At 28.7% G+C, this 23,598-nt stretch carries 26 protein-coding genes and 1 riboswitch; of the genes, 3 read left to right on the forward strand and 23 right to left on the reverse strand.

Features of this window, described 5'->3' with window-relative positions:
- The 10 genes from KGF45_RS15375 to cobT form a co-directional block, all read right to left on the reverse strand.
- A complete protein-coding gene (locus KGF45_RS15375; protein WP_227829055.1) occupies window positions 1–633 on the reverse strand; it encodes a cobalt-precorrin-8 methylmutase in 633 nt (210 codons plus the stop codon).
- Window positions 621–1,508, reverse strand: coding sequence for a cobalamin biosynthesis protein (locus tag KGF45_RS15380; RefSeq protein ID WP_227829056.1), 888 nt, complete (start codon window positions 1,506–1,508; stop codon window positions 621–623). The genes KGF45_RS15375 and KGF45_RS15380 overlap by 13 nt, the downstream gene beginning before the upstream one ends.
- Window position 1,509: 1 nt before the next feature.
- Window positions 1,510–2,580: an aminotransferase class I/II-fold pyridoxal phosphate-dependent enzyme gene (locus tag KGF45_RS15385; RefSeq protein WP_227829057.1), complete on the reverse strand. Its 1,071-nt coding sequence runs from the start codon at window positions 2,578–2,580 to the stop codon at window positions 1,510–1,512.
- Between the two features lie 32 nt (window positions 2,581–2,612).
- Complete coding sequence (cbiB, locus tag KGF45_RS15390) at window positions 2,613–3,584, reverse strand: adenosylcobinamide-phosphate synthase CbiB (protein ID WP_227829058.1); 972 nt, start codon at window positions 3,582–3,584, stop codon at window positions 2,613–2,615.
- Window positions 3,585–4,961 carry a cobyrinate a,c-diamide synthase gene (locus KGF45_RS15395; protein ID WP_227829059.1) on the reverse strand — a complete coding sequence of 459 codons (1,377 nt, stop codon included), beginning with the start codon at window positions 4,959–4,961 and terminating at the stop codon, window positions 3,585–3,587.
- Between the two features lie 39 nt (window positions 4,962–5,000).
- Window positions 5,001–6,515 (reverse strand): cobyric acid synthase, encoded by a 1,515-nt coding sequence (locus tag KGF45_RS15400; RefSeq protein ID WP_227842861.1) that lies wholly within the window; start codon window positions 6,513–6,515, stop codon window positions 5,001–5,003.
- Between the two features lie 116 nt (window positions 6,516–6,631).
- A riboswitch (cobalamin riboswitch) is annotated at window positions 6,632–6,811 on the reverse strand.
- A gap of 64 nt (window positions 6,812–6,875) precedes the next feature.
- The gene (locus KGF45_RS15405) at window positions 6,876–7,490 is read right to left on the reverse strand and encodes a histidine phosphatase family protein (RefSeq protein WP_227842862.1); all 615 of its coding nucleotides are present in this window, start codon (window positions 7,488–7,490) and stop codon (window positions 6,876–6,878) included.
- A gap of 20 nt (window positions 7,491–7,510) precedes the next feature.
- The gene (cobS, locus tag KGF45_RS15410; RefSeq protein WP_227829062.1) at window positions 7,511–8,284 is read right to left on the reverse strand and encodes an adenosylcobinamide-GDP ribazoletransferase; all 774 of its coding nucleotides are present in this window, start codon (window positions 8,282–8,284) and stop codon (window positions 7,511–7,513) included.
- Window positions 8,285–8,293: 9 nt separating this feature from the next.
- Window positions 8,294–8,854 carry a bifunctional adenosylcobinamide kinase/adenosylcobinamide-phosphate guanylyltransferase gene (gene cobU / locus KGF45_RS15415; protein WP_227829063.1) on the reverse strand — a complete coding sequence of 187 codons (561 nt, stop codon included), beginning with the start codon at window positions 8,852–8,854 and terminating at the stop codon, window positions 8,294–8,296.
- Between the two features lie 28 nt (window positions 8,855–8,882).
- Window positions 8,883–9,929 (reverse strand): nicotinate-nucleotide--dimethylbenzimidazole phosphoribosyltransferase, encoded by a 1,047-nt coding sequence (gene cobT, locus KGF45_RS15420; protein WP_227436176.1) that lies wholly within the window; start codon window positions 9,927–9,929, stop codon window positions 8,883–8,885.
- A 215-nt stretch (window positions 9,930–10,144) separates the two neighbouring features.
- Here cobT and KGF45_RS15425 point away from each other — a divergent pair, with 215 nt between their 5' ends.
- Complete coding sequence (locus tag KGF45_RS15425; RefSeq protein WP_227436177.1) at window positions 10,145–10,336, forward strand: hypothetical protein; 192 nt, start codon at window positions 10,145–10,147, stop codon at window positions 10,334–10,336.
- A gap of 393 nt (window positions 10,337–10,729) precedes the next feature.
- Window positions 10,730–11,602: an aldose 1-epimerase family protein gene (locus KGF45_RS15430; protein WP_227829064.1), complete on the forward strand. Its 873-nt coding sequence runs from the start codon at window positions 10,730–10,732 to the stop codon at window positions 11,600–11,602.
- Window positions 11,603–12,007: 405 nt separating this feature from the next.
- On the opposite strand, the gene KGF45_RS15435 is transcribed toward KGF45_RS15430, so the two are convergent.
- Entirely contained in the window at window positions 12,008–13,165 is a 1,158-nt protein-coding gene (locus tag KGF45_RS15435) for a S41 family peptidase (protein ID WP_227841457.1), read from the reverse strand.
- A gap of 154 nt (window positions 13,166–13,319) precedes the next feature.
- Here KGF45_RS15435 and KGF45_RS15440 point away from each other — a divergent pair, with 154 nt between their 5' ends.
- Window positions 13,320–13,889: a 5-formyltetrahydrofolate cyclo-ligase gene (locus KGF45_RS15440; protein WP_227829066.1), complete on the forward strand. Its 570-nt coding sequence runs from the start codon at window positions 13,320–13,322 to the stop codon at window positions 13,887–13,889.
- Between the two features lie 180 nt (window positions 13,890–14,069).
- Here KGF45_RS15440 and KGF45_RS15445 read toward each other — a convergent pair whose 3' ends face one another.
- From KGF45_RS15445 to atpD, 12 genes are all read right to left on the reverse strand, one after another.
- Entirely contained in the window at window positions 14,070–14,486 is a 417-nt protein-coding gene (locus tag KGF45_RS15445) for a hypothetical protein (protein WP_255611832.1), read from the reverse strand.
- A 212-nt stretch (window positions 14,487–14,698) separates the two neighbouring features.
- Window positions 14,699–15,793 carry a hypothetical protein gene (locus KGF45_RS15450; protein ID WP_227829068.1) on the reverse strand — a complete coding sequence of 365 codons (1,095 nt, stop codon included), beginning with the start codon at window positions 15,791–15,793 and terminating at the stop codon, window positions 14,699–14,701.
- A 426-nt stretch (window positions 15,794–16,219) separates the two neighbouring features.
- Complete coding sequence (locus KGF45_RS15455) at window positions 16,220–17,161, reverse strand: transketolase family protein (RefSeq protein ID WP_227829069.1); 942 nt, start codon at window positions 17,159–17,161, stop codon at window positions 16,220–16,222.
- Window positions 17,154–17,981 carry a transketolase gene (locus KGF45_RS15460; protein ID WP_227842863.1) on the reverse strand — a complete coding sequence of 276 codons (828 nt, stop codon included), beginning with the start codon at window positions 17,979–17,981 and terminating at the stop codon, window positions 17,154–17,156. The genes KGF45_RS15455 and KGF45_RS15460 overlap by 8 nt, the downstream gene beginning before the upstream one ends.
- A 171-nt stretch (window positions 17,982–18,152) precedes the next feature.
- Window positions 18,153–18,536 carry a type II toxin-antitoxin system PemK/MazF family toxin gene (locus KGF45_RS15465; RefSeq protein ID WP_003421356.1) on the reverse strand — a complete coding sequence of 128 codons (384 nt, stop codon included), beginning with the start codon at window positions 18,534–18,536 and terminating at the stop codon, window positions 18,153–18,155.
- Entirely contained in the window at window positions 18,505–18,792 is a 288-nt protein-coding gene (locus KGF45_RS15470) for an antitoxin (protein WP_227436214.1), read from the reverse strand. The genes KGF45_RS15465 and KGF45_RS15470 overlap by 32 nt, the downstream gene beginning before the upstream one ends.
- Before the next feature lie 32 nt (window positions 18,793–18,824).
- A complete protein-coding gene (gene alr / locus KGF45_RS15475) occupies window positions 18,825–19,982 on the reverse strand; it encodes an alanine racemase (RefSeq protein ID WP_227842864.1) in 1,158 nt (385 codons plus the stop codon).
- A 14-nt stretch (window positions 19,983–19,996) separates the two neighbouring features.
- Window positions 19,997–20,587 (reverse strand): germination lipoprotein GerS, encoded by a 591-nt coding sequence (gene gerS / locus KGF45_RS15480; protein WP_227829072.1) that lies wholly within the window; start codon window positions 20,585–20,587, stop codon window positions 19,997–19,999.
- A gap of 20 nt (window positions 20,588–20,607) precedes the next feature.
- On the reverse strand, window positions 20,608–21,069 hold the full coding sequence (locus KGF45_RS15485; RefSeq protein ID WP_227829073.1) for a CBS domain-containing protein: 462 nt from the start codon (window positions 21,067–21,069) through the stop codon (window positions 20,608–20,610).
- A gap of 14 nt (window positions 21,070–21,083) precedes the next feature.
- The gene (acpS, locus tag KGF45_RS15490) at window positions 21,084–21,464 is read right to left on the reverse strand and encodes a holo-ACP synthase (protein ID WP_227829074.1); all 381 of its coding nucleotides are present in this window, start codon (window positions 21,462–21,464) and stop codon (window positions 21,084–21,086) included.
- Window positions 21,465–21,938: 474 nt separating this feature from the next.
- Window positions 21,939–22,199 (reverse strand): ATP synthase F1 subunit epsilon, encoded by a 261-nt coding sequence (atpC, locus tag KGF45_RS15495; RefSeq protein ID WP_227436229.1) that lies wholly within the window; start codon window positions 22,197–22,199, stop codon window positions 21,939–21,941.
- Between the two features lie 2 nt (window positions 22,200–22,201).
- Window positions 22,202–23,596 carry a F0F1 ATP synthase subunit beta gene (atpD, locus tag KGF45_RS15500; protein WP_227829075.1) on the reverse strand — a complete coding sequence of 465 codons (1,395 nt, stop codon included), beginning with the start codon at window positions 23,594–23,596 and terminating at the stop codon, window positions 22,202–22,204.
- Window positions 23,597–23,598: the final 2 nt, after the last annotated feature.

Genomic DNA, 23,598 nt, shown 5'->3' on the forward strand with positions numbered 1-23,598 from the left:
CTACATGGCATATAAGATAGCATTTACTATTGCTGCTGCTAAATTACTACCACCTTTTCTACCTTTAGAAATTATATATGGTATATCTGTCTTTTCAACTTCATCTTTTGACTCTTGTGCTCCTACAAAACCTACTGGAACTCCTATAACTGCATCTACATCCAATTTTCCTTCTGATTTCATTTCCATGACTTTATATAAAGCTGTTGGTGCATTCCCAAGTACAAATATCTTTCTTCCTTCTTCTTTTGCTGCAATTTCTACAGCTGCCATGGAACGGGTAATACCTTTTTCTTTAGCCACTTTTGCAGTTTCATCATCTGCTACCAAACATTTATATTTGCATCCCAATGCTTCCAGCTTCTTTTTATTTATTCCACTAAGAGCCATATTTGTATCTGTATAAATACTTGCATTATTTTTTAGTGCATTTATTATACTATCAACTGCCTTTTCTGATATTTTTAATATATCCAAGTAATCAAAATCAGCAGTAGTATGTATAGCTCTTTTTATTATTTTTTCTTCAATCTCATCTTTAAATTTATAATCTGGTCTGATTTCATCTATTATTCCTTGTATTAATTCAAAACTTCTCTCTTCTATTTTCATAGGATTCTTTATGTATTCCATTCTACTTCCCCCTTAATTCCACCATCTATTATATCCAAGGTATAGATTTTATTATAAACAGAATTTATATTAGACTCATATAATACATCTATTAATTTCTTATCATTCATAAGCTTATCAATTAAAATACCTATTACTGTACCACTATGGGCAATATTTACTCCATAGGCTCCATATAGCTTGGATATTTTTATTATTTCATTTAAGTATTCTTTTTTTTCTATATTTTCATTTGCTAAACTACTTAATGTACAAGCCTCTCCAACTAAGGATAAATCATCTTTCTTCAGACCTTCTTCTAAAAGAGCAAATGACTTTTTTATAGTTTCCTTATTTTCGATTTTTAACTTACTATAATCTTTCCTCATTCTAATTTTCATCGTATCTAATACTTTATTAGGTTCAAGAATTATAACTTTTGCATTAGTTATATTTCCTAAGTATTTTATAACAGTGCCATTTAGAGGATTAAATATACTATTTTTATTTATAAATATAGAGTCTGTTGGTTCTATTTCTGCTGCCAATTTCGATATTTCTTCACTGTTTAAATCTTTATCTATCAACGATAATGTTGCTTTTATAGTAGCTCCTATATCAGCTGTCGAACTTGCCATTCCTTTTCCAACAGGTATTTTACTGTTTATATTTAAAGAAATGTTTTTGGTATCTTTTTTAGGCAAATTAAATTTTTCAAATACCTTTTCTATAGCTATTCTTGATTTATATCCACCTAAATTTATATCTTTTAATTTCTCTTCAATACATACCTTAGAATACATATTTATAGCATATGAACATAGATATTCTTCATCATCTATTATCCCTTGAACAAACTCTCCACATGATGCTGGGCATATTCCATAAGATTTCATTTTAATCTCCTAATAAATTTTTTATATTTTCTATAAGAATTTTATTATCTTCATGAGATTTTATAGCTATCCTTATAAAACTGTCATCCAATCCTATAAAGTTAGACGCATCTCTAACCAATATATTTCCACGCTTAAACAAATCTTTTTTTAACTCATCAGCTATCTTCTTATAAAGTTTTATTAGGATAAAATTAGCATCTGTATCATAAACTTTTATGTTTCTTATATCTTTTAACTCTTGTAACATGTATTTTCTTTCTTTTATGTAGAACTCTTTACTATTTCTAATATAATCTTTATCTTCAAAAATAAAATTGGATAGCATATCAGCAAAAGAATTTATAGTCCAGGGTTCTTTATACTCATAAATTTTATCCATAATCTTGCTATTACTTGTAAGACCATATCCTAATCTTAAACCAGGCATTCCAAAAAATTTAGTCACAGCCTTAATTATAAATATATTTTTATTTGACTCTATATATTTAACTAAACTATATTCATTTTCATTTTCAACAAATTCCATAAAAGTTTCATCAATTATTAGCATCTTATTGTTTTCATTTAGTAAACAAACAAGTTCCTTTAAATCTTGAACATTCCCACTAGGATTATTAGGATTACATATAAATAAACTATCAAATTTTTCAATTTTATTTTTTACTGTATCTATATCAAGTTTAAAATTATTATTTGAATCTAATTCTAAATCTATAATATCTATATTATTTAATTTGGCACTTCTTCTATACTCTGAAAAAGTGGGGTTTATTATAGCCAATCTTTTTTTAATACTCTTCATAAGCAAATAAATTATCTCTGTTGCTCCATTTCCAGGTATTATAAAGTTTGGATTTATATTTATATATTTTGAGATATTTTTTCTCAAGTTTGTATAATTTATATCTGGATAATTCCTACATTCATCTAACCCTCTTAAAATATATTTTTCTAAATTTGGCAAAACCTTTGGATTTATATTTGAACTAAAATCTATTATTTCTTTTGGGTCTTTCCCATACAATTTTGCCATTTCGTCTACATTAGCACCATGCCCCAAATCCTTCATCTACATCCCCCTTAAATTAGTACACAATTAAGTTATATAATTAAGTTAATAAAAATCATCCTACATGCCACAGATATCAGCGTAAATGCTAATATAGAAGTCAATGAAGAGGCATACATAATTTTATTTGTTTTAATTATATCTTCTCTATCTATCACTCTAATTTTATCTCCTATTGTTGGCTTATATACTTTTTGCCCAGAATAAACATTGGTTCCTCCTAGTTGAATTCCTAAGGCTCCTGATATTGCACCTTCTGAAAAAGCACAATTTGGACTTTTATGATTTTTTCTATCTCTAATAGAAATTTTAAAACAACTCTTATAGTTATAACCAAGAAAAAAACTCCCTATAGTCATAAGAATAACAGATATTCTTGCTGGTATATAATTAGCTATATCATCAATTTTAGCAGAAGCAAAGCCAATATCTTTGTATTTTTCATTCTTATATCCAACAGTTGAGTCAAGGGTGTTTATAGCTTTATACGCCATAGCAAGTGGTGCTCCTCCAATAAATGCATAAAGCATAGGTGCAATTATACCATCTACAGTATTTTCTGCCACAGTTTCTACAGTTGCTCTTATTATTTCAGGTTCACTTAAATTAGTTGTATCTCTACCCACTATATAAGATAGCTGCATTCTGGATTTCTCTATGTCTCCAGTCTTTAATACATTATAAATTTTTATAGCTTCATCTTTTAAACACTTTGTTGCTAACGTCGTATAAATTATGAACCCATTTACTATGATACTTAATAATACATTAAAACTACATAGCTTCACTATAACATAGGTTACTAAGTAGGTTATTCCAACAGTTACAAACCATAATATAAATCCACCAATTTTTAACTGCTTTCCATTTTTAGAGACCTTTCTTATTATTCCTTGGATAAAATTTATAAGTTTTCCAATAAATCTTACTGGATGAGGAAAAGAATATGGGTCTCCTACAATTAAATCTGTTATATACCCTATATAAATAGATAAAATATTCATTTACTCATTTCCCTTTTCCAAAAAATTTTCTATGCAGTTTAAATTATTATAAAAATGTGTGTGAAGGTATGTTGCCAGTGTATTTCCTTTGCTATAACCTCCATCCCATTCTTCTATTAAATTTCCATCTCTTTCTTTTTTCATTGAATATGCACATTTTTCATCACTTTCAAATATTGAATGATGAAACTCATGCCCTTTAATAATTTCTCCTGCTTTAGATAAAATTGTATTTTCTTTAGCTACACCAAGGCAATATCCAAACCTCTTTAGAGAAGCTGTCATCTTACTAGTTCCATTAAATATACCAACCATATTAAATTCTTGTTCTTCTTGATTAAGTAACTTCTCACCTAAGTACATTAATCCACCACATTCTGCATAAATAGGAATATTATTATTATGTGCTTCTAATATAGAGGCTCTCATTGATTCATTTGCTTCTAGTTCTTTCCCAAATATCTCTGGAAAACCTCCTCCAATATAAATATAATCTGAATTTGGTACTGATGTATCTTCAAGAGGACTAAAATAGTTTACTTCTAATCCAAGTTCCTCTAAAAGTTCTATGTTTTCCCTATAATAAAAATTGAATGCCTTATCATATGCTATGGCTATTGATTTATCCTTAATCTGTTCTTTTATCTTATTATTTTCTATTAAATTTTGAAAATCAAAACTACTCTCAAATTCATCACTTTCTGAGATTTCGATTATTCTATCAATATCTATGTAGTTTTCAATCTCATCAGCTAAAGTATAAAACTTTTCTCTTAAAGATTTCATCTCCACACTAGGAATTAGACCTAGATGTCTAGATTCCAATGAAAATTTATTATTTGGAGGAAAATATCCCAACACTTCGATATTACAATATTTCTCTATAGAGCTCTTAATTATTTGATAATGGCTCTTAGTTTTTACATTATTTACTATAACACCTTTTATATCCACATCTTTATCTAGTTCCCTATATCCTAGTACCATAGCTGCACTAGATGCTGCCATAGATTTTCCATTTATAACTAGTATAACTGGAGCTTTTAATACCTTAGAAGTATGTGAACTTGTGCAGTTATCTAAATCTATCCCAAAACCATCATATAATCCCATAACTCCTTCTACTACTGAAATATCTGCATCCTTTGAAGATTTATTTACTATATACTTTATCTTTTCATCATCTAACATATAAGAATCCAGATTTCTAGAATGTCTTCCAGTTATAAATGTGTGATATGAAGGGTCTATATAGTCTGGCCCTACTTTATACGGCTGTACTTTCATATTTCTCTTAACTAAAGCCTGCATTATTCCTAATGATATTGTAGTTTTCCCAACTCCACTGCTAGTACCTGCAATCAAAATCTTTTTCATAATACACCTCCTACCTAAAGTATAAATATAAAGTCATTCTTATTTCATAATTTCATATATCTTCTCTATGTCTAAATGTTCTCTTAAGAAATCTGCCAATTTATCATACTCTTTATCTTTAAACTCATCAAAAGAACTTACAGTACTTTCTAATACTTTTAATCCCTTTTTCTTCCTTATATTATTTAAAATTGCTCTTGTAAAATCTATTTCATCAAATATTCCATGAAGATAAGTACCAATTACATTACCTTCTTTATTTACACTTCCTTCAGTATAATTGATTTCTTTATCTAGTTTTTTTGTTATCAAGTCTAAGCTACTTACTTTATTACTACGATTTGTAATTCCCATATGTATTTCATAACCTTTTACTTTCTTACCTTTAAGGTCGTTCATATATTCACCAGCACATTCAATAATGGTAGCTTCTACTTGAGTTGTAGTCTTTTCCTCTTCAAATATTGTTTCTGTATCTAAAAGACCAATTCCATCTAATTCTTCAATTTCACTTTCAACATGATAAGGGTCTTTTAATTTTTTACCTAACATTTGATACCCACCACATATTCCAAATATCAATTTACCCTGACTATGTAAGTTTTTAATTTGTGACTCAAGACCACTTTCTCTTATGTACTTTAAATCATCTATAGTACTTTTAGTTCCAGGTATTATCAATATATCTGGATTTCCTATAGCTTCTCCATAGTCTACATATCTAAGGCTTACATCTTCTTGTGTTTCAAATATATTAAAATCTGTAAAATTTGACATATGTGGAGTTCTAATTATTTCTATATGTATATCATTTTTATCCATTTTTTTCTTAAATCTAGTTGTTACACTATCTTCATCTTCTATTTTTATATCCATATAAGGAACCACACCTAAAACAGGTACTTTTATAATATCTTCAAGCATCTTTAAACCATCTTGTAGGAGTTCCTTTTTTCCTCTAAATTTATTGATTATTACTCCTTTGACTCTTTTTCTCTCATCATCATCTAATAAAAGCATTGTACCTGCTAATGATGCAAATACTCCACCTCTATCAATATCCCCAACTATTATTACTGGTGCATCTGCTATTTTTGCCATACCCATATTGGATATATCTCTATCTTTTAAATTTATCTCCGCAGTACTCCCTGCACCTTCCATAACCACAATGTCATACATTGAACTTAAATTATTAAAGGTTTCTTTTAATACATCTACCAATTCTAGCTTATAATCATGATATTCAGATGAAGGCATCTCTCCTACAACTTTTCCTCTTACAATCACTTGACTTTTATGATTTCCAGAAGGTTTTAATAAAACTGGATTCATATCTGCTATCGGCTCTATTTTTGCAGCTTCTGCTTGAAATACTTGTGCTCTTCCCATTTCTAATCCTTCTTTAGTTATAAAAGAATTTAAAGCCATATTTTGCGACTTAAAAGGAGCAACAGTATAACCATCTTGTTTAAATATTCTACACAATCCTGCTGATAAAATACTCTTACCTACATTTGATGCAGTTCCCTGTAGCATTACTTTTTTACCCACTTTCTCCCCTCCTTAAAGTTAAATTTTACCTATAAATAAACTAAAAAAAGTCCTAGTGCTTCTAAAGCTAGGACTTTTATATATATTAATTAAAAATCTTTCACCCCGAAGACCTCATGTTTTAAATTAAATTAGGCAGGTATCCTGGCTTAACTTCATCCTACTTCCATAACCTTCCCATCAAATTGACAGTGGTATTTATAGTTTCGTTGGTTTCACAGTAGCGGGGGCTGCAAAGGCATCTAACCTTTTTCCCTTTTTACATCTCATTGAGAACCTAATTTTAATCTAGTATTCTATTTTTGTTAGTAATTTTATAAGCACATATCGTTTAATATTTAATATTTAATTTATATTGAATTATATAAATTCAGTAAAATTCATTTTATTTATTACAGTAAATCCATTATCAACTTCCAAAATTGTAATAGATGCATTATCAATTTTAAAGTTCCAATGATATTTATAACTACCAGAAATCAAATATGTTATTATATTTCTTATTGTACCTGCATGAGAACATATAAGTATTGTTTTTCTATTTAAATAATCATCATTTTCTAAAATTATATTGTCAATCTCTTTTGCTATTCTTTCATATGAATCTATCAAGCTTTCCCCATTTGGGTATCTATAATTGCTACCTTCTTCTATCATTTTTTCAAATTCTTTTGGATATTTAACTTTTATCTCTTCAAAAGTTATTCCTTCAAAGTCTCCAAAGCTAATTTCTCTTAGATTTTCTCTTTCTTCTATTTCTATTGATTTCAGCTTTGATATTTTCTCTATTGTATCTTTAGTACGTGAAGATGGAGTTGTGTAAATCTTATCTATACTTTCACTACTCATATATTTTGTAATTTTATTTATTTGTAATTTACCTTCTTCACTAATATAACTATTTATATGACCTGATAATCTTCCTTTTTCATTATCAGTTGTCAAAGCATGTCTTATTAATATTAATCTTATCACATTATCACCACTTTTTAGTTTTAAATAAACATAAAAATTAACAAATATATATAAATCAAATATACAAGTTCTGAAAGTTCTATTCCACAACCCAATATATCTCCTGTTACTCCATCAATTTTTTTGTAAATATGATTTTTAAACAATATTATAAATATAAAAACTACTATAGCTGAACATAATACTTTAATCAATACTATATTAGGCACTAAAAATATTAATTTAGCAATAATACTAACTATCAATAATGTGTATATTATAGCTGTTATTAACATACTTGTAGTCAATTTTCCTATAAATAAATTCCCCATTCCTTTTGCTCTTGGTGTTACTGTTTTATATGTCAATAACATTACTCCTAACCTTGCAATCATTGGCATGAATATTATAACCCATAGTGAATTATTACTTATAATACTATATACAAATCCAATCTTTAATAAAAGTACAAACATAATTGCTAAAAGCGAATTTGTACCTAATCGAGAATCTTTCATTATTTCAAGCATTTTCTCTTTATCTCTATAACTGTATATTGCATCAAATGTATCCCCTAATCCATCTATATGAAGCCCTCCAGTAATCAAAACACCAGCAAGTGTTATTATAATTGCACATATAAATGGCTGAAACAAAAGTATAGAAACCCATCCTATTAAGTAAGTTAATATACCAATAACAAGACCTACAAGCGGAAAATATACTATAGATTTGTAAAATTCATCATCAAACCCTACATCTAATTTTATAGGTATTCTTGTCAAAAACTGTAGTATCAAAATAAATCTTTTCATAGTCACATACTACTCCTTTATTTTCATAGGTATGCCACTAACTACAAAATAAACTTCATTGCTTTTTGATGCTATATATTGATTTATACGACCTACAATATCAGTATATATTCTACTAAGTTTATTTCCAGGAACAATTCCCATACCTAATTCATTTGTCACAAATACAAAATATAGATTTGTTTTTTCTATTTCTTTAATAAGTTTACTAATTTGTTCTTTTATGTATTCTTCCAATTTATTTATTTCTTCTTGAGTAGATTCTTCTATGTTTAAATTATGTGAAAACATTAAATTATTTACTAATAGTGTTACACAGTCTAGTATAACAGTTTCATGTTCTTCATATATATTTTTAATTATAGAATATATGTCTTCATATATTTCATATGTCTTCCAACTTTTAGGTCTACTCTCTTGATGCTTCCTTACTCTATCTTTCATCTCATCATCAAATGGAATAGATGTCGCTATGTAAGCTGTGTTATTATTCCTATCTAAACATAATTTTTCTGCAAAATTACTCTTTCCTGACCTAGCTCCTCCTGTTACCAGAATAATTTGACTCATCAAAACACTCCTAAATATATTAAATTTTTTATCGACCCATATCTATCTCATCAAAAGTCGCCATATTTTTGTAAGTATAATTTGAAGCTTCCACTATATTAAATGCCAAAGCAGCTCCACTTCCTTCACCTAATCTCATATCCATATTTAGTATAGGGTCTAATTTCAATATATCTAATGCTCTTTTAGTTCCTGATTCTGCTGATAAATGTGATGCTATCATATATTCTCTAGTTTTTGGATTTATTTTATAAGCAATTAAAGCAGCAGCATAAGAAATAAATCCATCTATAACAACTGGAATTCTATTAGCACTACATCCTAATATAACACCTGCCATTGAACCTATTTCAAATCCACCTACTTTAGATAAAATATCTACACCATCAGTTGGATTTGGATTGTTAATTTCAATAGCTTTTCTAATTACATCAGCTTTATGTTTTAATCTTTCTTTTTTAAGACCTGCACCTATACCTGTCACTTCTGATGGGTCACATCCTGAAATTACAGATATTATTGCAGTACTTGGAGTAGTATTTGCTATCCCCATCTCTCCAATACCAATTACTTTATAATCTCTTTCTATACATTGCTCTGCTATTTCAATTCCTATTTCTAAGCATCTTATAGCCTCTTGTTTGCTCATGGCTGGTCCCTTTGCCATATTTGAAGTACCTTTTCTTATCTTATAATCTAATACTCCATCTAGTTTTTCATCACAATTTATTCCTACATCTACAGCTACAACATCTGCTCCTACAAATTTACTTATTACTCCAACGCCACATAGCCCTTTTGAGAAATTTGGAAATTGTAACTTTGTTATGTCCTGAGGGTCAGGCGCAACTCCTTCTTCATATACTCCATGATCTCCAGCAAAAGCAATTATAACTTTTTTAGTTGTATCAAAATTTTCATTACCAAATATCCCTGCTAATTGCATGCAAATATCTTCTATCTTTCCTAAGCTTCCAGTTGGATGTATAAGCCTGTCCAACCTCTGTTTTGCTTTTTCAATAGAAGACTTATCTAGAGAATATATATTCCTTGATATACTTTCTAATAAACTCATTTTCTATCCTCCCAATATTATTTTTTTTAATTATCTTTTTAGATAAAAAATACTCTTATTTTCTAAAAATTTCAACTTTTTCTTTTTATTTTTACATACATATAAAGATTATTCTACATTTTATCTTAATTTCCTTTATTTTACATTTCTAATTTGCATACAATCACATACTTTTTGTAAAAATATAATTAAAAGAACTTTAAGGAGTTGATATTGTGGATGATTTTTCTAAATTAAAAAATTTATATGAAGATGGATATAGATGTATTTATCATAATTGTGTTGATAATAATTATACTATCTATCTTAAGAATTTTTATACGGAAGGTACAGAAACTGTAGAGTTAAGTAGTGAATCAGATTTTTCACAATTTAAAGATTATATAGATGGACTTAGAATGTCTTAATTCTTTGGGAACCCATTAAAATAGGGAGTTTAACAACTCCCTATTTTGAAGTCACAATTTTTTTAATAAGCTTTAAAAGTTCGTCTCGGTTTACTTCTCTTTGTTTTTTTCTGTCTTTATACTCTTGAAAGTTAACAACTTTTGTATTTGGTTTTTCCATAAACTCACTTCCCATTTAACATTATTAACTTATCTTAATATATTTAATTCTATACAATTTATCTATTTCCTTCTATTTATAATACAAAATTTCTTAAATAATCCCAAATTTTCAAAACAAAATTTTCAAAATATACTAAAATCTACCTTTCAAATATAATATCAAATACGATTTAATACTTGTTATACTTTATAGTATAATATACTAATAAAGTATAATAAAGGAGATTTTAAATGAATATATTACAAAATGAAAACTTAATTATTGAATCAAGTAGCTCTGGTGCTGAACTTACTAGGATATTTTCTAAAAAACATAACAGAAATATTCTTTGGGATGGTAATAAAAAACATTGGGGTAGACAATCACCTATATTATTCCCTATAGTTGGTAAACTTCTTGATAATGAAACCATAATAGAAGAAAATTTATATAATATGACTCAACATGGATTTGCTAGAGATATGGATTTTGAAATTGCAAATAAAGGAGATGCATTCATATCTTATAGTTTAACATCCAATGAATCTACTCTAAAAAAATATCCCTACTATTTTGAGCTACTTATAAATTATACATTAAATGATGATAGCATAAATATAGAATGGATTGTAAAAAATACTGACTCTAAAGATATATTCTTTTCTATAGGAGGACATCCTGCATTTAATCTTCCTTTTTATGAACAAGATGACTTTTCTAAGTACTATCTTGAGTTTAAAGGAAGAAATAATGTGGAAAAAATTAATTTAAATGGGTCCTTTACTGATGATACAAAATTTATTGGAGACTTAAAAAGGTTACAATTAAATCCAGAATTATTTAAAAATGATGCTTTAATATACACTAACATAGACGAAGTATCTATATATAATGATAAAGATAGTGAATGCCTAACTATATCTATGAAGAATTTTCCTCTAGTTGGCATTTGGACTCCTTATTATAGCGAAACTAATTCTACTGCTCCATTTTTATGTATAGAACCATGGTACGGTCTTGCTGATAGTATACATTCTAATAAAATTTACACAGATAAGAAATTTATAAACAAATTAGGTAAAGGAAAAGTTTTTACAGCTTCTTATAGTATAGACATACATTAGATAAAAAATTTAATTTACATGTTTGTGTTTTTACAAAATATTAATGTAGCTCAAAATAGAAAATACCCTAAATATTCATATAATCAGTATAAAACAAATAAGTTTCTATAGTGCTGAAATGATAGTACTTTTAAATAAGAGTAGGTATAGTATTAGAAAATAGAATTATTAATATTAATATTCCTTAAATCAAAAAAATATTACTGGACTGCTAAATTTCCAGTAATATTTTTACATGTATTTTAAAATGTTTAATTACCCATATTTTAAAAGCTAAGTTAAAACTTTTAACAATAAAACTATATAGTAAAATGTTGAAACAATACCAAAAGTTAGTTTTATCCACTCTATATTTTTACTTATAACAATTTTTTTATTTTCTATTACATCTACAAACTTTAAATTCTATTTATTAATCTGCTCTCTAAGCCATTCAGTTGCTACATCCAATTGTTTTTTCTCATCTTTTTCTTCAATTGTAGGTTTTATCCCTTTTTCATTGATATAATCTCCATTAGGTGTAAAGTATTGAGCAGTAGTTAATTTATATCCTGTTCCATCTTTCAACCTTACAACTGACTGTACCAGCCCTTTACCATAAGTCGTAGTCCCTACAGAAATACCTTCTTTATTATCAACAATTGCAGCTGTTAATATCTCAGCAGCAGAGGCACTTTCTCCATTGGTTAAAACTACTATTGGAAGTCCCAATTTTTCTTTATCAGATTTTAAGTATTCTGTATTTCCTTTATTGTCTTTAGTATATACTATAGTTCCTTCACCAATTAATTCATCAGCAACTTCTTTACATATATCCAACATACCTCCAGGATTGTTTCTAAGGTCTATTACTAATCCCTTAATATTTTTTTCTTTCAATCCTTTTAAAGCTTTGTCAAAATCAGTATATGTACTTGATATAAATTGGGTAATTTCTATATATCCTAAATCATTATCAATTACTTTACTTTCTATACTTTTCTCAACTATCTGTTCTGTTTTCAACTCAAAGCTTAGTTGTTTATCTTCTCTCAATACTACTAGCTCTACTTTTTTACCTTTTTTACCTTTCATCATACTCACAGCTTCATCCGAATTTTTATATGATACAGATTTTCCGTTGACTTTTATTAATTTATCTCCTGCTTTTACTCCTGCTTTTTCTGCTGGAGAATCTTTCATAGGAACTACTACTAGTCCTCCATCTTTTGATGCTCCTATATACATTCCTACACCAACATAAGAGCCCTCACTATCTTCTATTAGCTTTTCCATTTCATCTTTAGTGTAATAACCAGAATATTTGTCATTTGTTCCTAGAAATAACCCCTTTGATGCTCCATCCACTAAATCTTTATCAGAGACTTTTTTATAAAAATCTTGTTTTATAATAGATTCTAATCCTAACAACTTATCATATTTTTTATAGCCTTCATAGAGTTCTTTTGATACTACAACTTTGTTCCCTAATGTAAGTTGAAACGCTGATGTGGCCATAGCTGTTATAATTACTAAAATCACCCCTAAAAAAATAGCTTTCTTTTTTGAAATCACAAGATACATCTCCTTTTACATAAACTATTATATATTATATGACTAGCTGTTATTTTTATTACATTTACCCAAATATATTGCCTTATTACAATAAACTATACTAAAATTTATATTAGAATACAAATTCTGTTCACATTATAACATATTAAAGGAGGAATATTTTATGAAAAAAGAATTTAGAAAAAAAGTTATTGAACATAGAAAAAATAAAAGTGCTGAGTTTGTACTAAATAATTCAAATTTGATAACAGAAAAATTACTTCAAATGGAGGATATAAAAAACGCAACTAATATAATGCTTTATCTAGATTTTAATAATGAAGTTAACACAGATAATTTAATCAAAAAGCTTTTATCTCTAAAGAAAATAGTCTCAAGCCCTATTACAATAAAAGAAAATCATACATTAATTCCTACTCAAATAACAGATTTAGATAATGGACTAAAAATTGGTGCATATGGAATAAGGGAACCTAACGAAAAATCACCTACAATTGATATTAAATCTTTAGATGTTGTAATTGTTCCAGCTGTTGCATATGACATACATTGCTATAGATTAGGATATGGTGGAGGATTTTATGATAGATTTTTAGAGAACTTAAGAAAAGACGCAATAACTATAGGAATAGCATTTGACTTTCAGGTATTTGATTCTATTCCAAAAGAAACTCATGATGCACAATTAAACTATATAGTTACTGAAACCAGAATTCTTACACCAAATAATTAACACTCTCAATACTATTAATATAACACTCTGTTTAATATTTAATTTTTATATTATTCAATGAATATTTTAAGTCATGGCTTTTACATCAATAAAGCCTCGACATGATTTATTTACATTAATAAAAACCATGACTTTATTTTACTATACAAATAAATAGTTATTTAATCACAAAATATGCTTTTATTTAGTAGAATTTAACTCTATTCTATCTGGAAGTTCACTTATATTTGTTTCAACCACTATGTATGGAAGAGAATCCTCCTTATCCTTATACTTTATCTTAACTCTCAAAACTTCTTTTCCTTCTTCACTTACACTTTCTATGTTATCCATCTCAATACCATATTTATTATTTCCCCTAGTTACTATGATGTATATTTTATTATCAATTTTAGCTGCTAATGCCCTTTCTTCATTTGTGTATTTGTCCATAACATCTAGTATCTTTTCTGGTATTGAATTCCTTTGCAATACTGTATAATCTATTGGCTTAGTTTTTTCTATAAACATACTTGGTATGAATATAAACCCTCCTATCACAAATATAAGAGCTATAACTCCATAAATTATACCTTTAATATTAAACTTTACATCCAATTTTATCACTCCTTCCATCTATTTAAATATATGATTTATAATTTTGTCTTAGACTTTAAATTATCAATAATAAAGTGTTTATTATAGTTACCCTTAAATATGAAATAATAAAAAAAGGATTTTATGACAAATAAATTATAAAATAAAAAAGAGTTATATAAAAACAATTTAATTGTTTTTATATAACTCTCTATTTTACAGTTCTAAATTATTTATTTACCATTAACTCCTTCTTGATAGCCAGATGTTTTTGTAATCTGTCTATAAAGAACACAAACCAGTATTATGACGCCCATATATCCGGTATATGGATATAAGATACCAACCAGCTTATCAAATGGTAAGAATCCACCTATAAGACCTAATATAGCTGTTATTACTGTTATTAATTTAAATTTAGGATGATTATCATCTACAAATCTATTAGTTACTGACCATAATAAAGGTACAGCTGTTGTATATATTCCTAATATAAGAACTACTGAGAATAAAACTCCAACTACTGGTGAAATCTTATCAGCTAAGAATAATGAAGGTATTGCTTTTGAATATAAGTTTCCTACATCAGAAAGCATTGCTAAGTTCATCATTATAGCTGCTGCCATAAGTGCTACCCCACCTAGTATACCACCGCAAACAGCTTCTTTTTTATTAGCAGCACTTGCTCCTAATCCTGTTAAGAACGCCATGACAACGATTGTATTATAAGTAGTGTATATTACACCAGATAGATATGCGTTTGGAACTGGTCTAGATACCTCTACAGTTTTAAGAATCTCTCCTGCTTGAGATAAATTACCTATATTACTGCTTAAACTTATAGCTCCAACTAAAAGTGTAAATATTATTATTACAGGTCCTATTCCACCTAGTATCTTTGATAATTTATCAAGACCTAATGAAACAGTTAATAATGCTACTACTGCCATACCTATTCTACCTACAAATGGATTTAATCCATAGTATTCAGTTAAAGTTGCTCCCGCTCCTGAAATCATTACTACGAAAACACCAAATAAGAATAAAGGTCCAAACCACTCAAAGAATATTCCTAAATACTTACCACAATAAACACGATAAATTTTGATAGGTTCTTTAAGTTGAAGTTCTTTACCTTTTGACATTACTGAAGCACCCATCCATGAGAATAATACCATTGAAATTATCCCACCAATAATACCTGCAAACCCATAAAAAGTGAAGAATTGCATTATTTCTTGTCCTGTTGCAAATCCAGAACCGATTACTGTTGCTACATAAGCTCCTGCGAAACTGATGACTGTTTTAACATTTACTTTTTCTGACATATCTCAGTTACCTCCCCACGTGAAATTTTTTCATCTGCTTAATTACTTCTATAAACTACTTACAATTTCCTTTAACATAAAATCCATGATAACTGTTTTAAAACTTTTTGTATAATAACTTAAAACTTATAATATACTTTTTATACAGTATACCTCCCTTCATACAATTCTTTAAATTATTTTTGTTTAAGTAGTTATTATATGTATAAAATTAATTTCCCTATAAACTATATATTAGTCATATTTTTCTGAATAGTCAATATATATTTGAATATTTTCTCTATTTTTGTAAAAATTTGAATATTTGGTTAGGTTTTTGATAAATTGATATAGTGTATAAAAAAGAGAGATATAAATTCATATAATGCTTTATATCTCTCTTATACACATATTATATTATTAACAAACATGCATAATTTATATTTCTTACATTCTTTTTGCAAGAATAGCTTCTTTTACAGCTTTTACTATATCATCACAAGTTAATTCATATTTTTTTAACAATTCATTTGGAGCACCAGATTCTCCAAATGAATCTTTAATCCCAACTTTTTTTACAATAGTTGGATAAGATTCTCCAACTGTCTCACTCACAGCAGAACCTAAACCTCCAATTATACTATGTTCTTCTACAGTTACAATAGCATTAGTTTCTTTTGCTGCTTTTAATATTAAATCCTTATCTATAGGTTTTATTGTGGACATATTTATGACTCTGGCACTAATGCCTTCTTCTTGCAATTTTTCTTGTGCCAGTATAGCATCATTCACCATAATCCCACAAGCTATAATTGTGACATCATTGCCATCTCTTAGTACTATACCTTTTCCTATTTCAAAATGATAATCCTCATCAAATAAAACTGGAACTGAACTTCTTCCTAATCTAACATAAACAGGTCCATTGTATTTAGCTATTTCAAAAATCATCTTTTCTGTCTCTACTCCATCAGCTGGAACAAGAACTGTCATATTTGGTATAGCTCTCATTATTGCAATATCCTCTACACTTTCATGAGATGCTCCATCTTCTCCAACAGTAAGTCCTGCATGAGTAGCACAAATTTTTACATTTAACTTTGGATAACAAACTGAATTTCTTATAATCTCAAAGGCTCTCCCTGTAGCGAACATAGCAAAAGTACTAGCAAAAGGTATTTTTCCAGCAGTTGATAATCCGCAAGCAGCACCTATTAGATTTTGTTCGGCTATACCCATATTAAAAAATCTATCTGGAAATGCTTCATAAAAATCATGTGTCTTTGTAGACTTTGATAAATCTGCATCTAACACTACAACATTGTCATTTATTTGACCTAATTTTACTAAAGCTTTACCATATGCTTCTCTTGTTGCCATTTTATTCATTGTCAGCACCTCCTAATTCAAGTAAGGCTTGTTCTAGTTCTGCATCATTTGGAGCTGTCCCATGCCATCCTGCTTGATTTTCCATAAAAGATATTCCTTTACCTTTTATAGTCTTTGCAATTATCATTGTAGGCTTTTTAACTGTTGATTTAGCTATATCAAGAGCAGCAAATATTTGGTCAAAATCATGACCATCTATTTCAATTACATTCCATCCAAAAGCCTTAAATTTATCAACGATTGAACCTAGGTTCATTACACTTTCTATGTTTCCATCTATCTGAAGTCCATTATTGTCTAAAAAAGCAATTAAATTATCAAGCTTATAATGTGCAGCACTCATAGCAGCTTCCCAAACTATACCTTCTTGAACTTCTCCATCACCAAGTAAAGTGTATACATTCCATGGTGCATTATCTAATTTTGATGCCATAGCCATCCCACATGCAGCCGAAAAACCTTGCCCTAAAGAACCTGTGGATATATCCACGCCAGGTGTTCCTTTCATATCTGGATGTCCTTGTAACATTCTTCCTATTTTCCTCAGTCCATTTAATTCTTCCTTATCAAAATAACCTTTTTCAGCCAATATTGCATATAATGCTGGTGCAGCATGTCCTTTTGATAATACAAATCTATCTCTATCCTCCATTTTAGGTTTTGAAGAATCCACATTCATTTCATCAAAGTATAACGCAGTAAGTATTTCAACTACTGATAATGACCCTCCTGGATGTCCAGATTTGGCTCTATGTATCATAGAGACTATATCTCTTCTTATGATACGCGCAATCTCATTTAATCCTTTATGGTCTCTCATGTAATTACCTCCCTTGAGTTTGTAATTTTATATCAATTCCATCTTATTATATCACTTTTATGCTATTTTTTTGCGTTATTTTTGATTTTATTAGCTTAGGCCACTAAAATTAAACTCTATGAAATATTTTTAAAGAAAAAAGGGATTGTCTAACAAAAGACAAACCCCTCTTTAAAAAGTAAACAATCCTAAACTTATTTGAAGCCCATCATCTACTTTTATCATCATATTTTCATCTAGACAACCAATTTTTTCCCTCAGTCTCTTTTTATCAATAGTTCTGATTTGTTCTAAAAGAATCACTGAGTCTTTATTAAGCCCATATTCATTGGAACTTATCTCTACATGAGTAGGTAATTTGGCTTTATTAATCTGAGATGTTATAGCTGATACTATAACTGTAGGACTATATTTATTACCTACATCATTTTGTATTATCAGAACAGGCCTAACTCCTCCCTGTTCTGAACCAACAACTGGACTTAAATCAGCGTAATATAAATCACCACGCTTTATTTCACAATTAGTACTCACCTTGGGCAATCTTCCCTTCATTTTTATCATCAGAAGATACTTCGTCAACTGTCATGCCTAGTTCAGCTAATGACAGATTAATTTGACCCATTTCTCTATAACCCGTTTTCATAGATTCTTTAATATGAATTCTCTTTTTCTGAGTTATATAGAACTGAAAAGCAGCTTTTGCAAAATCTTCTCTGTTACTGTTCTCCATCTGAACAATACTATCAACTTCAGAAATCAGAGAGTCTGGTAAAGTAACTTCTATTTTTTCTTTACTCTTATCGTACACAAAATCGCCTCCCAGATTATAATATCATGGTTTTATTTTAGCAAATAACTGTTTATTTGTACAAGCTCATTATTTTCCATATAAACATGGTCAACTCTTCTTGATATCATGCATAACACTTCATAGTTTATAGTTCCTAAGTCTTTGGCTATACGTTCAGCTGTAACTTCACCTTCTCCAAATAGTATAACCTCATCTCCAACTTTTATGTCTATATCTTTGTCAATTCTAACCATTATTTGATCCATACAAATTCTACCAACTACATCAAATACTTCTCCTTTAATAAGAACTTTTGGATTCTTTTGAATTCTAGTGAATCCATCCGCATATCCTATTGGAATTGTAGCTATTGTTTCCATACTAGTAGTTGTATATTTTAGTCCATAACTTATTCCTACACCTGGTTCAACTTGTTTTATATGTCCGATTTTTGATTTTAATTTCATGGCTGGTTTTAGTTCTAGTCTTTCTTTAAATACATCATCAGATGGATAATGACCATATAATATTATTCCTGCTCTTACCATATTTAATCTTAAATCAGGGCAATCCATAATAGCTGCACTATTTGATACATGCTTTATAGCTATTTCTACACCAGCTTCATCTAACTTATCAGACATAAATTTATAATTATTAGCTTGTTTATAAGTGTACTCTTTACTTACTTCATCAGCTGTAGCAAAATGAGTAAACATACCTTCTAAATTTATATATTCTAATTTATTTAATTTTACTATATCCTGTACTGACTCTTCATTAGGTTGGAAACCTATTCTAGTCATTCCTGAGTCTATTTTAATGTGAACACAGGCTTTTTCTCCTAAAGATTTTGCAATTTCGTTTATCTTTTGTGCTGTTTCTAAAGAATAAACTGTCATAGTTATTTTATTTTTTATAGAATCTTCAAAAGCTTCATCTGGAGTATATCCTAAGTTCAAAATAGGAAGTGTTATACCATTTTGTCTAAGCTCAATTCCTTCAGCAGTTCTTGCTACTGCTAAATAATCTACTTTTTCCTTTTGTAATAATTTTGCAACTTCTACTGCACCATGTCCATATGCATCAGCTTTTATTACTCCACAAACTTTAATATCTTCTTCTAATAAATTTTTAATATTTTTTAAGTTAAATCTTAAGTTATCTAGATTTATCTCTGCCCATGTAGGCACTGTTATTTTTTGCATTTCTTTAGTCCCCCTTAGTTTCTGTATTCAAAATCTCTGTATTTTACTGTAAATCTTGGCACTCCTTCATTATCTAATACTTCCATCTTTTCAGGGTTCTTTGTGTCAGTATTTACATATAATACTTGCTTATTAAAATATTTATTATCCCCAGGAATAAAAGTCTCTAAAACCAAGTTTCCTTTGGATAACTTTATTTTCATCTCTTCGTTTTGAAGATAATTTTTTATAAAGTCTCCTATAAAAAGATATTGATTATTTTTTCCTGTATTAGGCAATTCCACTATATCACTGATATTTGGATTTTTAACTAATATTTTATCACCTTGATACTCTATACTTTTCCCCTTTAAGTGTTTTGGGGAAATTACTTCTAATTTATAGTTATCAGTTTTTTTATAAGTATGAATTAAAACATAATTGTGTGGGCTCTTATTTCCAACTACTTCTACTTCAGCTTTACAACTGTAAGAATTCATATCAGAAATCTGCTTTTGAAAATCTTTGTATACTTCTTCTTTTGTGGACTGTCGTTTTTGGCATCCTATTACAATTATAACCAGTGCCAAGAACATAATACATACTATAGTCCACTTTTTTCTCACATCACACCTCCTACTTTAGTCTATTCATTATATAAAGCTTTTATTATATCATATCTACAAATTATACCTTTAAGTTTATTGTCATCATCTACTACAGGAACTCTGTTTATTGATTTTTTGATCATTATATTAGCCACATCGTCAAACTTATCATCTTCATGAACTTTTATTATGTCCTTAGACATCAGTTCTCCGACTTTATAAGCTGCTACTTGCTTTATGTCTTTTTCTACCTTTTTTAAATCATCTAAAAAAATCAGCCCTTGTAATAAATTTATATATAGAGGTGCTTCTATATACTTTTCTTTTTTAAGAATGTCTGTTTCAGAAATTATTCCAACAACTTTATTTTCTGAATCTACAACTGGCAATCCTCCTATTTTCTCCGCAATTAGCATATTAGCTACATCTGCTATACTATCATCTTGTTTTGCTACTATTACATCTGTTGTCATTATTTCTTTTGCTGTTTTATCCATCATAATGTAATCACTCCTTAGTCCTTAATTATAGTTATCGCATTTGCTATAGCATAATCTTTTGAATGTGATATTGAAACTTTTATTTCTAAAACATTATAATCTATGCACATTTTTGCCAGATTATTATAAGTTTTTACTATTGGTTTTCCCATTTCATTTCTGAGAACCTCTATATCTTTAAAGTTAAACATTCTGATTCCTGTACCCATAGATTTACTTATAGCTTCCTTAGCCGCAAAATTACCAGCTATACTTTCTGCCTTAAAATTTTTAGAATTAAAATATTCAATTTCTTTATCTGTAAATATTTTCTTTAAAAACCGATTATTTTTTTCTACAGCTTTTTTTATTCTGTCAATTTCAACTATGTCTACTCCAATATCAAATATATCCATTTTTCCTCCAGAAAATTTATAATAGCTCTTTTCATTTAATAATGAATTTATAAATTTACTATTGATAATACCTATTATTGTTTAGTTTATGTTACTTATCCCAATTTAATAATCATTATAATAGAATTGTAACTTTTAAAATTATTTATAATAAATAATCTATGTAAATCTATTATATTATTTATTATACTACACAACTAAGCAAATTTTTTAAATTTTATAAAAATTTTATATAGATTTCTTATATGAATATTTTTTCACTTCTATATAATCTATCTAAACCTTCTTTATCTTATTAATTGCAACATAATTTTGCAGTAAATTTAAACACTTTGTGAATTTACTATCACTACACTTCCACTATATTTTATACTTTATTTTTTGTTATTTTATTAACACCAAAATTATAAAAAAAGTCATTTTGACCAAAAATAATTTTAGTAAAAATGACTTTTCATGTTTTATATTAAATTATTAAATCCATTCAGCAGATTCTGTCAATATGACAGTTTTATTTTGGTCTACATTAACAAATCCTTCTGATATTTTTGCTTCTTTAAAATTTCCATCTTTTTTTATCTTCAAAGTTCCTACAGGTATGCCTGAAACAAACGGTATATGACCTTTCAATACCCCTTTGTCTCCCTTTGTAGTTCTAACTACTATCATTTCAACTTCTCCATCATAAAACGTATCATTTGGAGTTACAACTTTCAATGAAAATTCACTAGCCATGACTACATACTTCCCTTCGCTTTTTTAACAGCATCTTCTATTGTACCTACAAACAGGAATGCTGACTCTGGTAAGTCATCATGTTTACCTTCAAGTATCTCTTTGAATCCTCTTACAGTTTCTTTAACAGGAACATATTGACCTGGGTTTCCTGTAAATTGCTCTGCAACTGTAAATGATTGAGATAAGAATCTTTGTATTTTTCTAGCACGTGCAACTATTAACTTATCTTCATCAGATAATTCATCCATACCAAGTATGGCAATTATATCTTGTAGTTCTTTATATCTTTGAAGTATTGATTGAACTCCTCTGGCTATTTCATAATGTTCTTTTCCTACTATACTAGGGTCAAGAATTCTTGATGTAGATTCAAGAGGGTCAACCGCTGGGTATATACCAAGTGATGATATTTGTCTAGATAAAACTGTTTTTGCATCTAAGTGAGAGAATGTTGTAGCTGGTGCTGGGTCAGTTAAGTCATCTGCTGGTACATATACTGCTTGAACAGATGTTATTGAACCTTTCTTAGTTGATGTTATTCTCTCTTGAAGTGCACCCATTTCAGTAGCTAATGTTGGTTGGTAACCAACGGCTGATGGCATACGTCCTAGAAGTGCTGAAACTTCTGAACCAGCTTGTGTGAAACGGAATATATTATCAACGAAAAGTAAGACGTCTTGTCCTTGCTCATCTCTAAAATGTTCTGCCATTGTAAGTCCAGTTAAAGCAACTCTCATTCTTGCTCCAGGTGGCTCGTTCATCTGACCAAATACTAGAGCTGTCTTGTTTATAACTCCAGACTCACTCATTTCTCCATAAAGGTCATTACCTTCTCTTGTTCTTTCTCCTACACCTGAGAATACAGAAATACCACCATGTTGCTTGGCAATATTGTTTATAAGTTCTTGTATTAAAACTGTTTTTCCTACTCCTGCTCCTCCAAATAGACCTATTTTTCCACCTTTTAGATATGGTGCTAGCAAGTCAACTACCTTAATACCTGTTTCTAGTATTTCAGCTGTAGTTTCTAGTTCGTCATATGCTGGTGCTGGTCTATGTATAGGTAACTTAGGCGCAGACTTTGGAGCTGGCTTTCCATCAACTGGTTTTCCAAGAACATTGAATATTCTACCTAGAGTTTCATCTCCAACAGGAACACTTATTGGTCCTCCTGTATCTACAACTTCCATACCTCTTACAAGTCCATCTGTTGCACTCATAGAGATACATCTTACTGTATCATCACCTATATGTTGAGCAACTTCTGCAACTATTTCTTTATCTCCTAACTTTATTACTAACGCATTTAATAAGTTAGGTAGGCTTTGTTCATTATCAAACTTAACATCTAGTACAGCTCCTACAATCTGTACTATTTCACCTACATTTGCCATTT

Origin of the sequence: Clostridioides sp. ZZV14-6154, from assembly GCF_020657785.1 — a bacterium.
GTDB lineage: Bacteria > Bacillota > Clostridia > Peptostreptococcales > Peptostreptococcaceae > Clostridioides.

What these genes read in the sequence shown, in the direction of transcription:
- KGF45_RS15375 (WP_227829055.1), bottom strand. Translation starts at nt 633, where the DNA reads ATGGAATACATAAAGAATCCTATGAAAATAGAAGAGAGAAGTTTTGAA.
- KGF45_RS15380 (WP_227829056.1), bottom strand. Translation starts at nt 1,508, where the DNA reads ATGAAATCTTATGGAATATGCCCAGCATCATGTGGAGAGTTTGTTCAA.
- KGF45_RS15385 (WP_227829057.1), bottom strand. Translation starts at nt 2,580, where the DNA reads ATGAAGGATTTGGGGCATGGTGCTAATGTAGACGAAATGGCAAAATTG.
- cbiB (WP_227829058.1), bottom strand. Translation starts at nt 3,584, where the DNA reads ATGAATATTTTATCTATTTATATAGGGTATATAACAGATTTAATTGTA.
- KGF45_RS15395 (WP_227829059.1), bottom strand. Translation starts at nt 4,961, where the DNA reads ATGAAAAAGATTTTGATTGCAGGTACTAGCAGTGGAGTTGGGAAAACT.
- cobS (WP_227829062.1), bottom strand. Translation starts at nt 8,284, where the DNA reads ATGAAAAGATTTATTTTGATACTACAGTTTTTGACAAGAATACCTATA.
- cobU (WP_227829063.1), bottom strand. Translation starts at nt 8,854, where the DNA reads ATGAGTCAAATTATTCTGGTAACAGGAGGAGCTAGGTCAGGAAAGAGT.
- cobT (WP_227436176.1), bottom strand. Translation starts at nt 9,929, where the DNA reads ATGAGTTTATTAGAAAGTATATCAAGGAATATATATTCTCTAGATAAG.
- KGF45_RS15430 (WP_227829064.1), top strand. Translation starts at nt 10,730, where the DNA reads ATGAATATATTACAAAATGAAAACTTAATTATTGAATCAAGTAGCTCT.
- KGF45_RS15435 (WP_227841457.1), bottom strand. Translation starts at nt 13,165, where the DNA reads ATGTATCTTGTGATTTCAAAAAAGAAAGCTATTTTTTTAGGGGTGATT.
- KGF45_RS15440 (WP_227829066.1), top strand. Translation starts at nt 13,320, where the DNA reads ATGAAAAAAGAATTTAGAAAAAAAGTTATTGAACATAGAAAAAATAAA.
- KGF45_RS15450 (WP_227829068.1), bottom strand. Translation starts at nt 15,793, where the DNA reads ATGTCAGAAAAAGTAAATGTTAAAACAGTCATCAGTTTCGCAGGAGCT.
- KGF45_RS15455 (WP_227829069.1), bottom strand. Translation starts at nt 17,161, where the DNA reads ATGAATAAAATGGCAACAAGAGAAGCATATGGTAAAGCTTTAGTAAAA.
- KGF45_RS15460 (WP_227842863.1), bottom strand. Translation starts at nt 17,981, where the DNA reads ATGAGAGACCATAAAGGATTAAATGAGATTGCGCGTATCATAAGAAGA.
- KGF45_RS15465 (WP_003421356.1), bottom strand. Translation starts at nt 18,536, where the DNA reads ATGAAGGGAAGATTGCCCAAGGTGAGTACTAATTGTGAAATAAAGCGT.
- alr (WP_227842864.1), bottom strand. Translation starts at nt 19,982, where the DNA reads ATGCAAAAAATAACAGTGCCTACATGGGCAGAGATAAATCTAGATAAC.
- KGF45_RS15485 (WP_227829073.1), bottom strand. Translation starts at nt 21,069, where the DNA reads ATGATGGATAAAACAGCAAAAGAAATAATGACAACAGATGTAATAGTA.
- acpS (WP_227829074.1), bottom strand. Translation starts at nt 21,464, where the DNA reads ATGGATATATTTGATATTGGAGTAGACATAGTTGAAATTGACAGAATA.
- atpC (WP_227436229.1), bottom strand. Translation starts at nt 22,199, where the DNA reads ATGGCTAGTGAATTTTCATTGAAAGTTGTAACTCCAAATGATACGTTT.
- atpD (WP_227829075.1), bottom strand. Translation starts at nt 23,596, where the DNA reads ATGGCAAATGTAGGTGAAATAGTACAGATTGTAGGAGCTGTACTAGAT.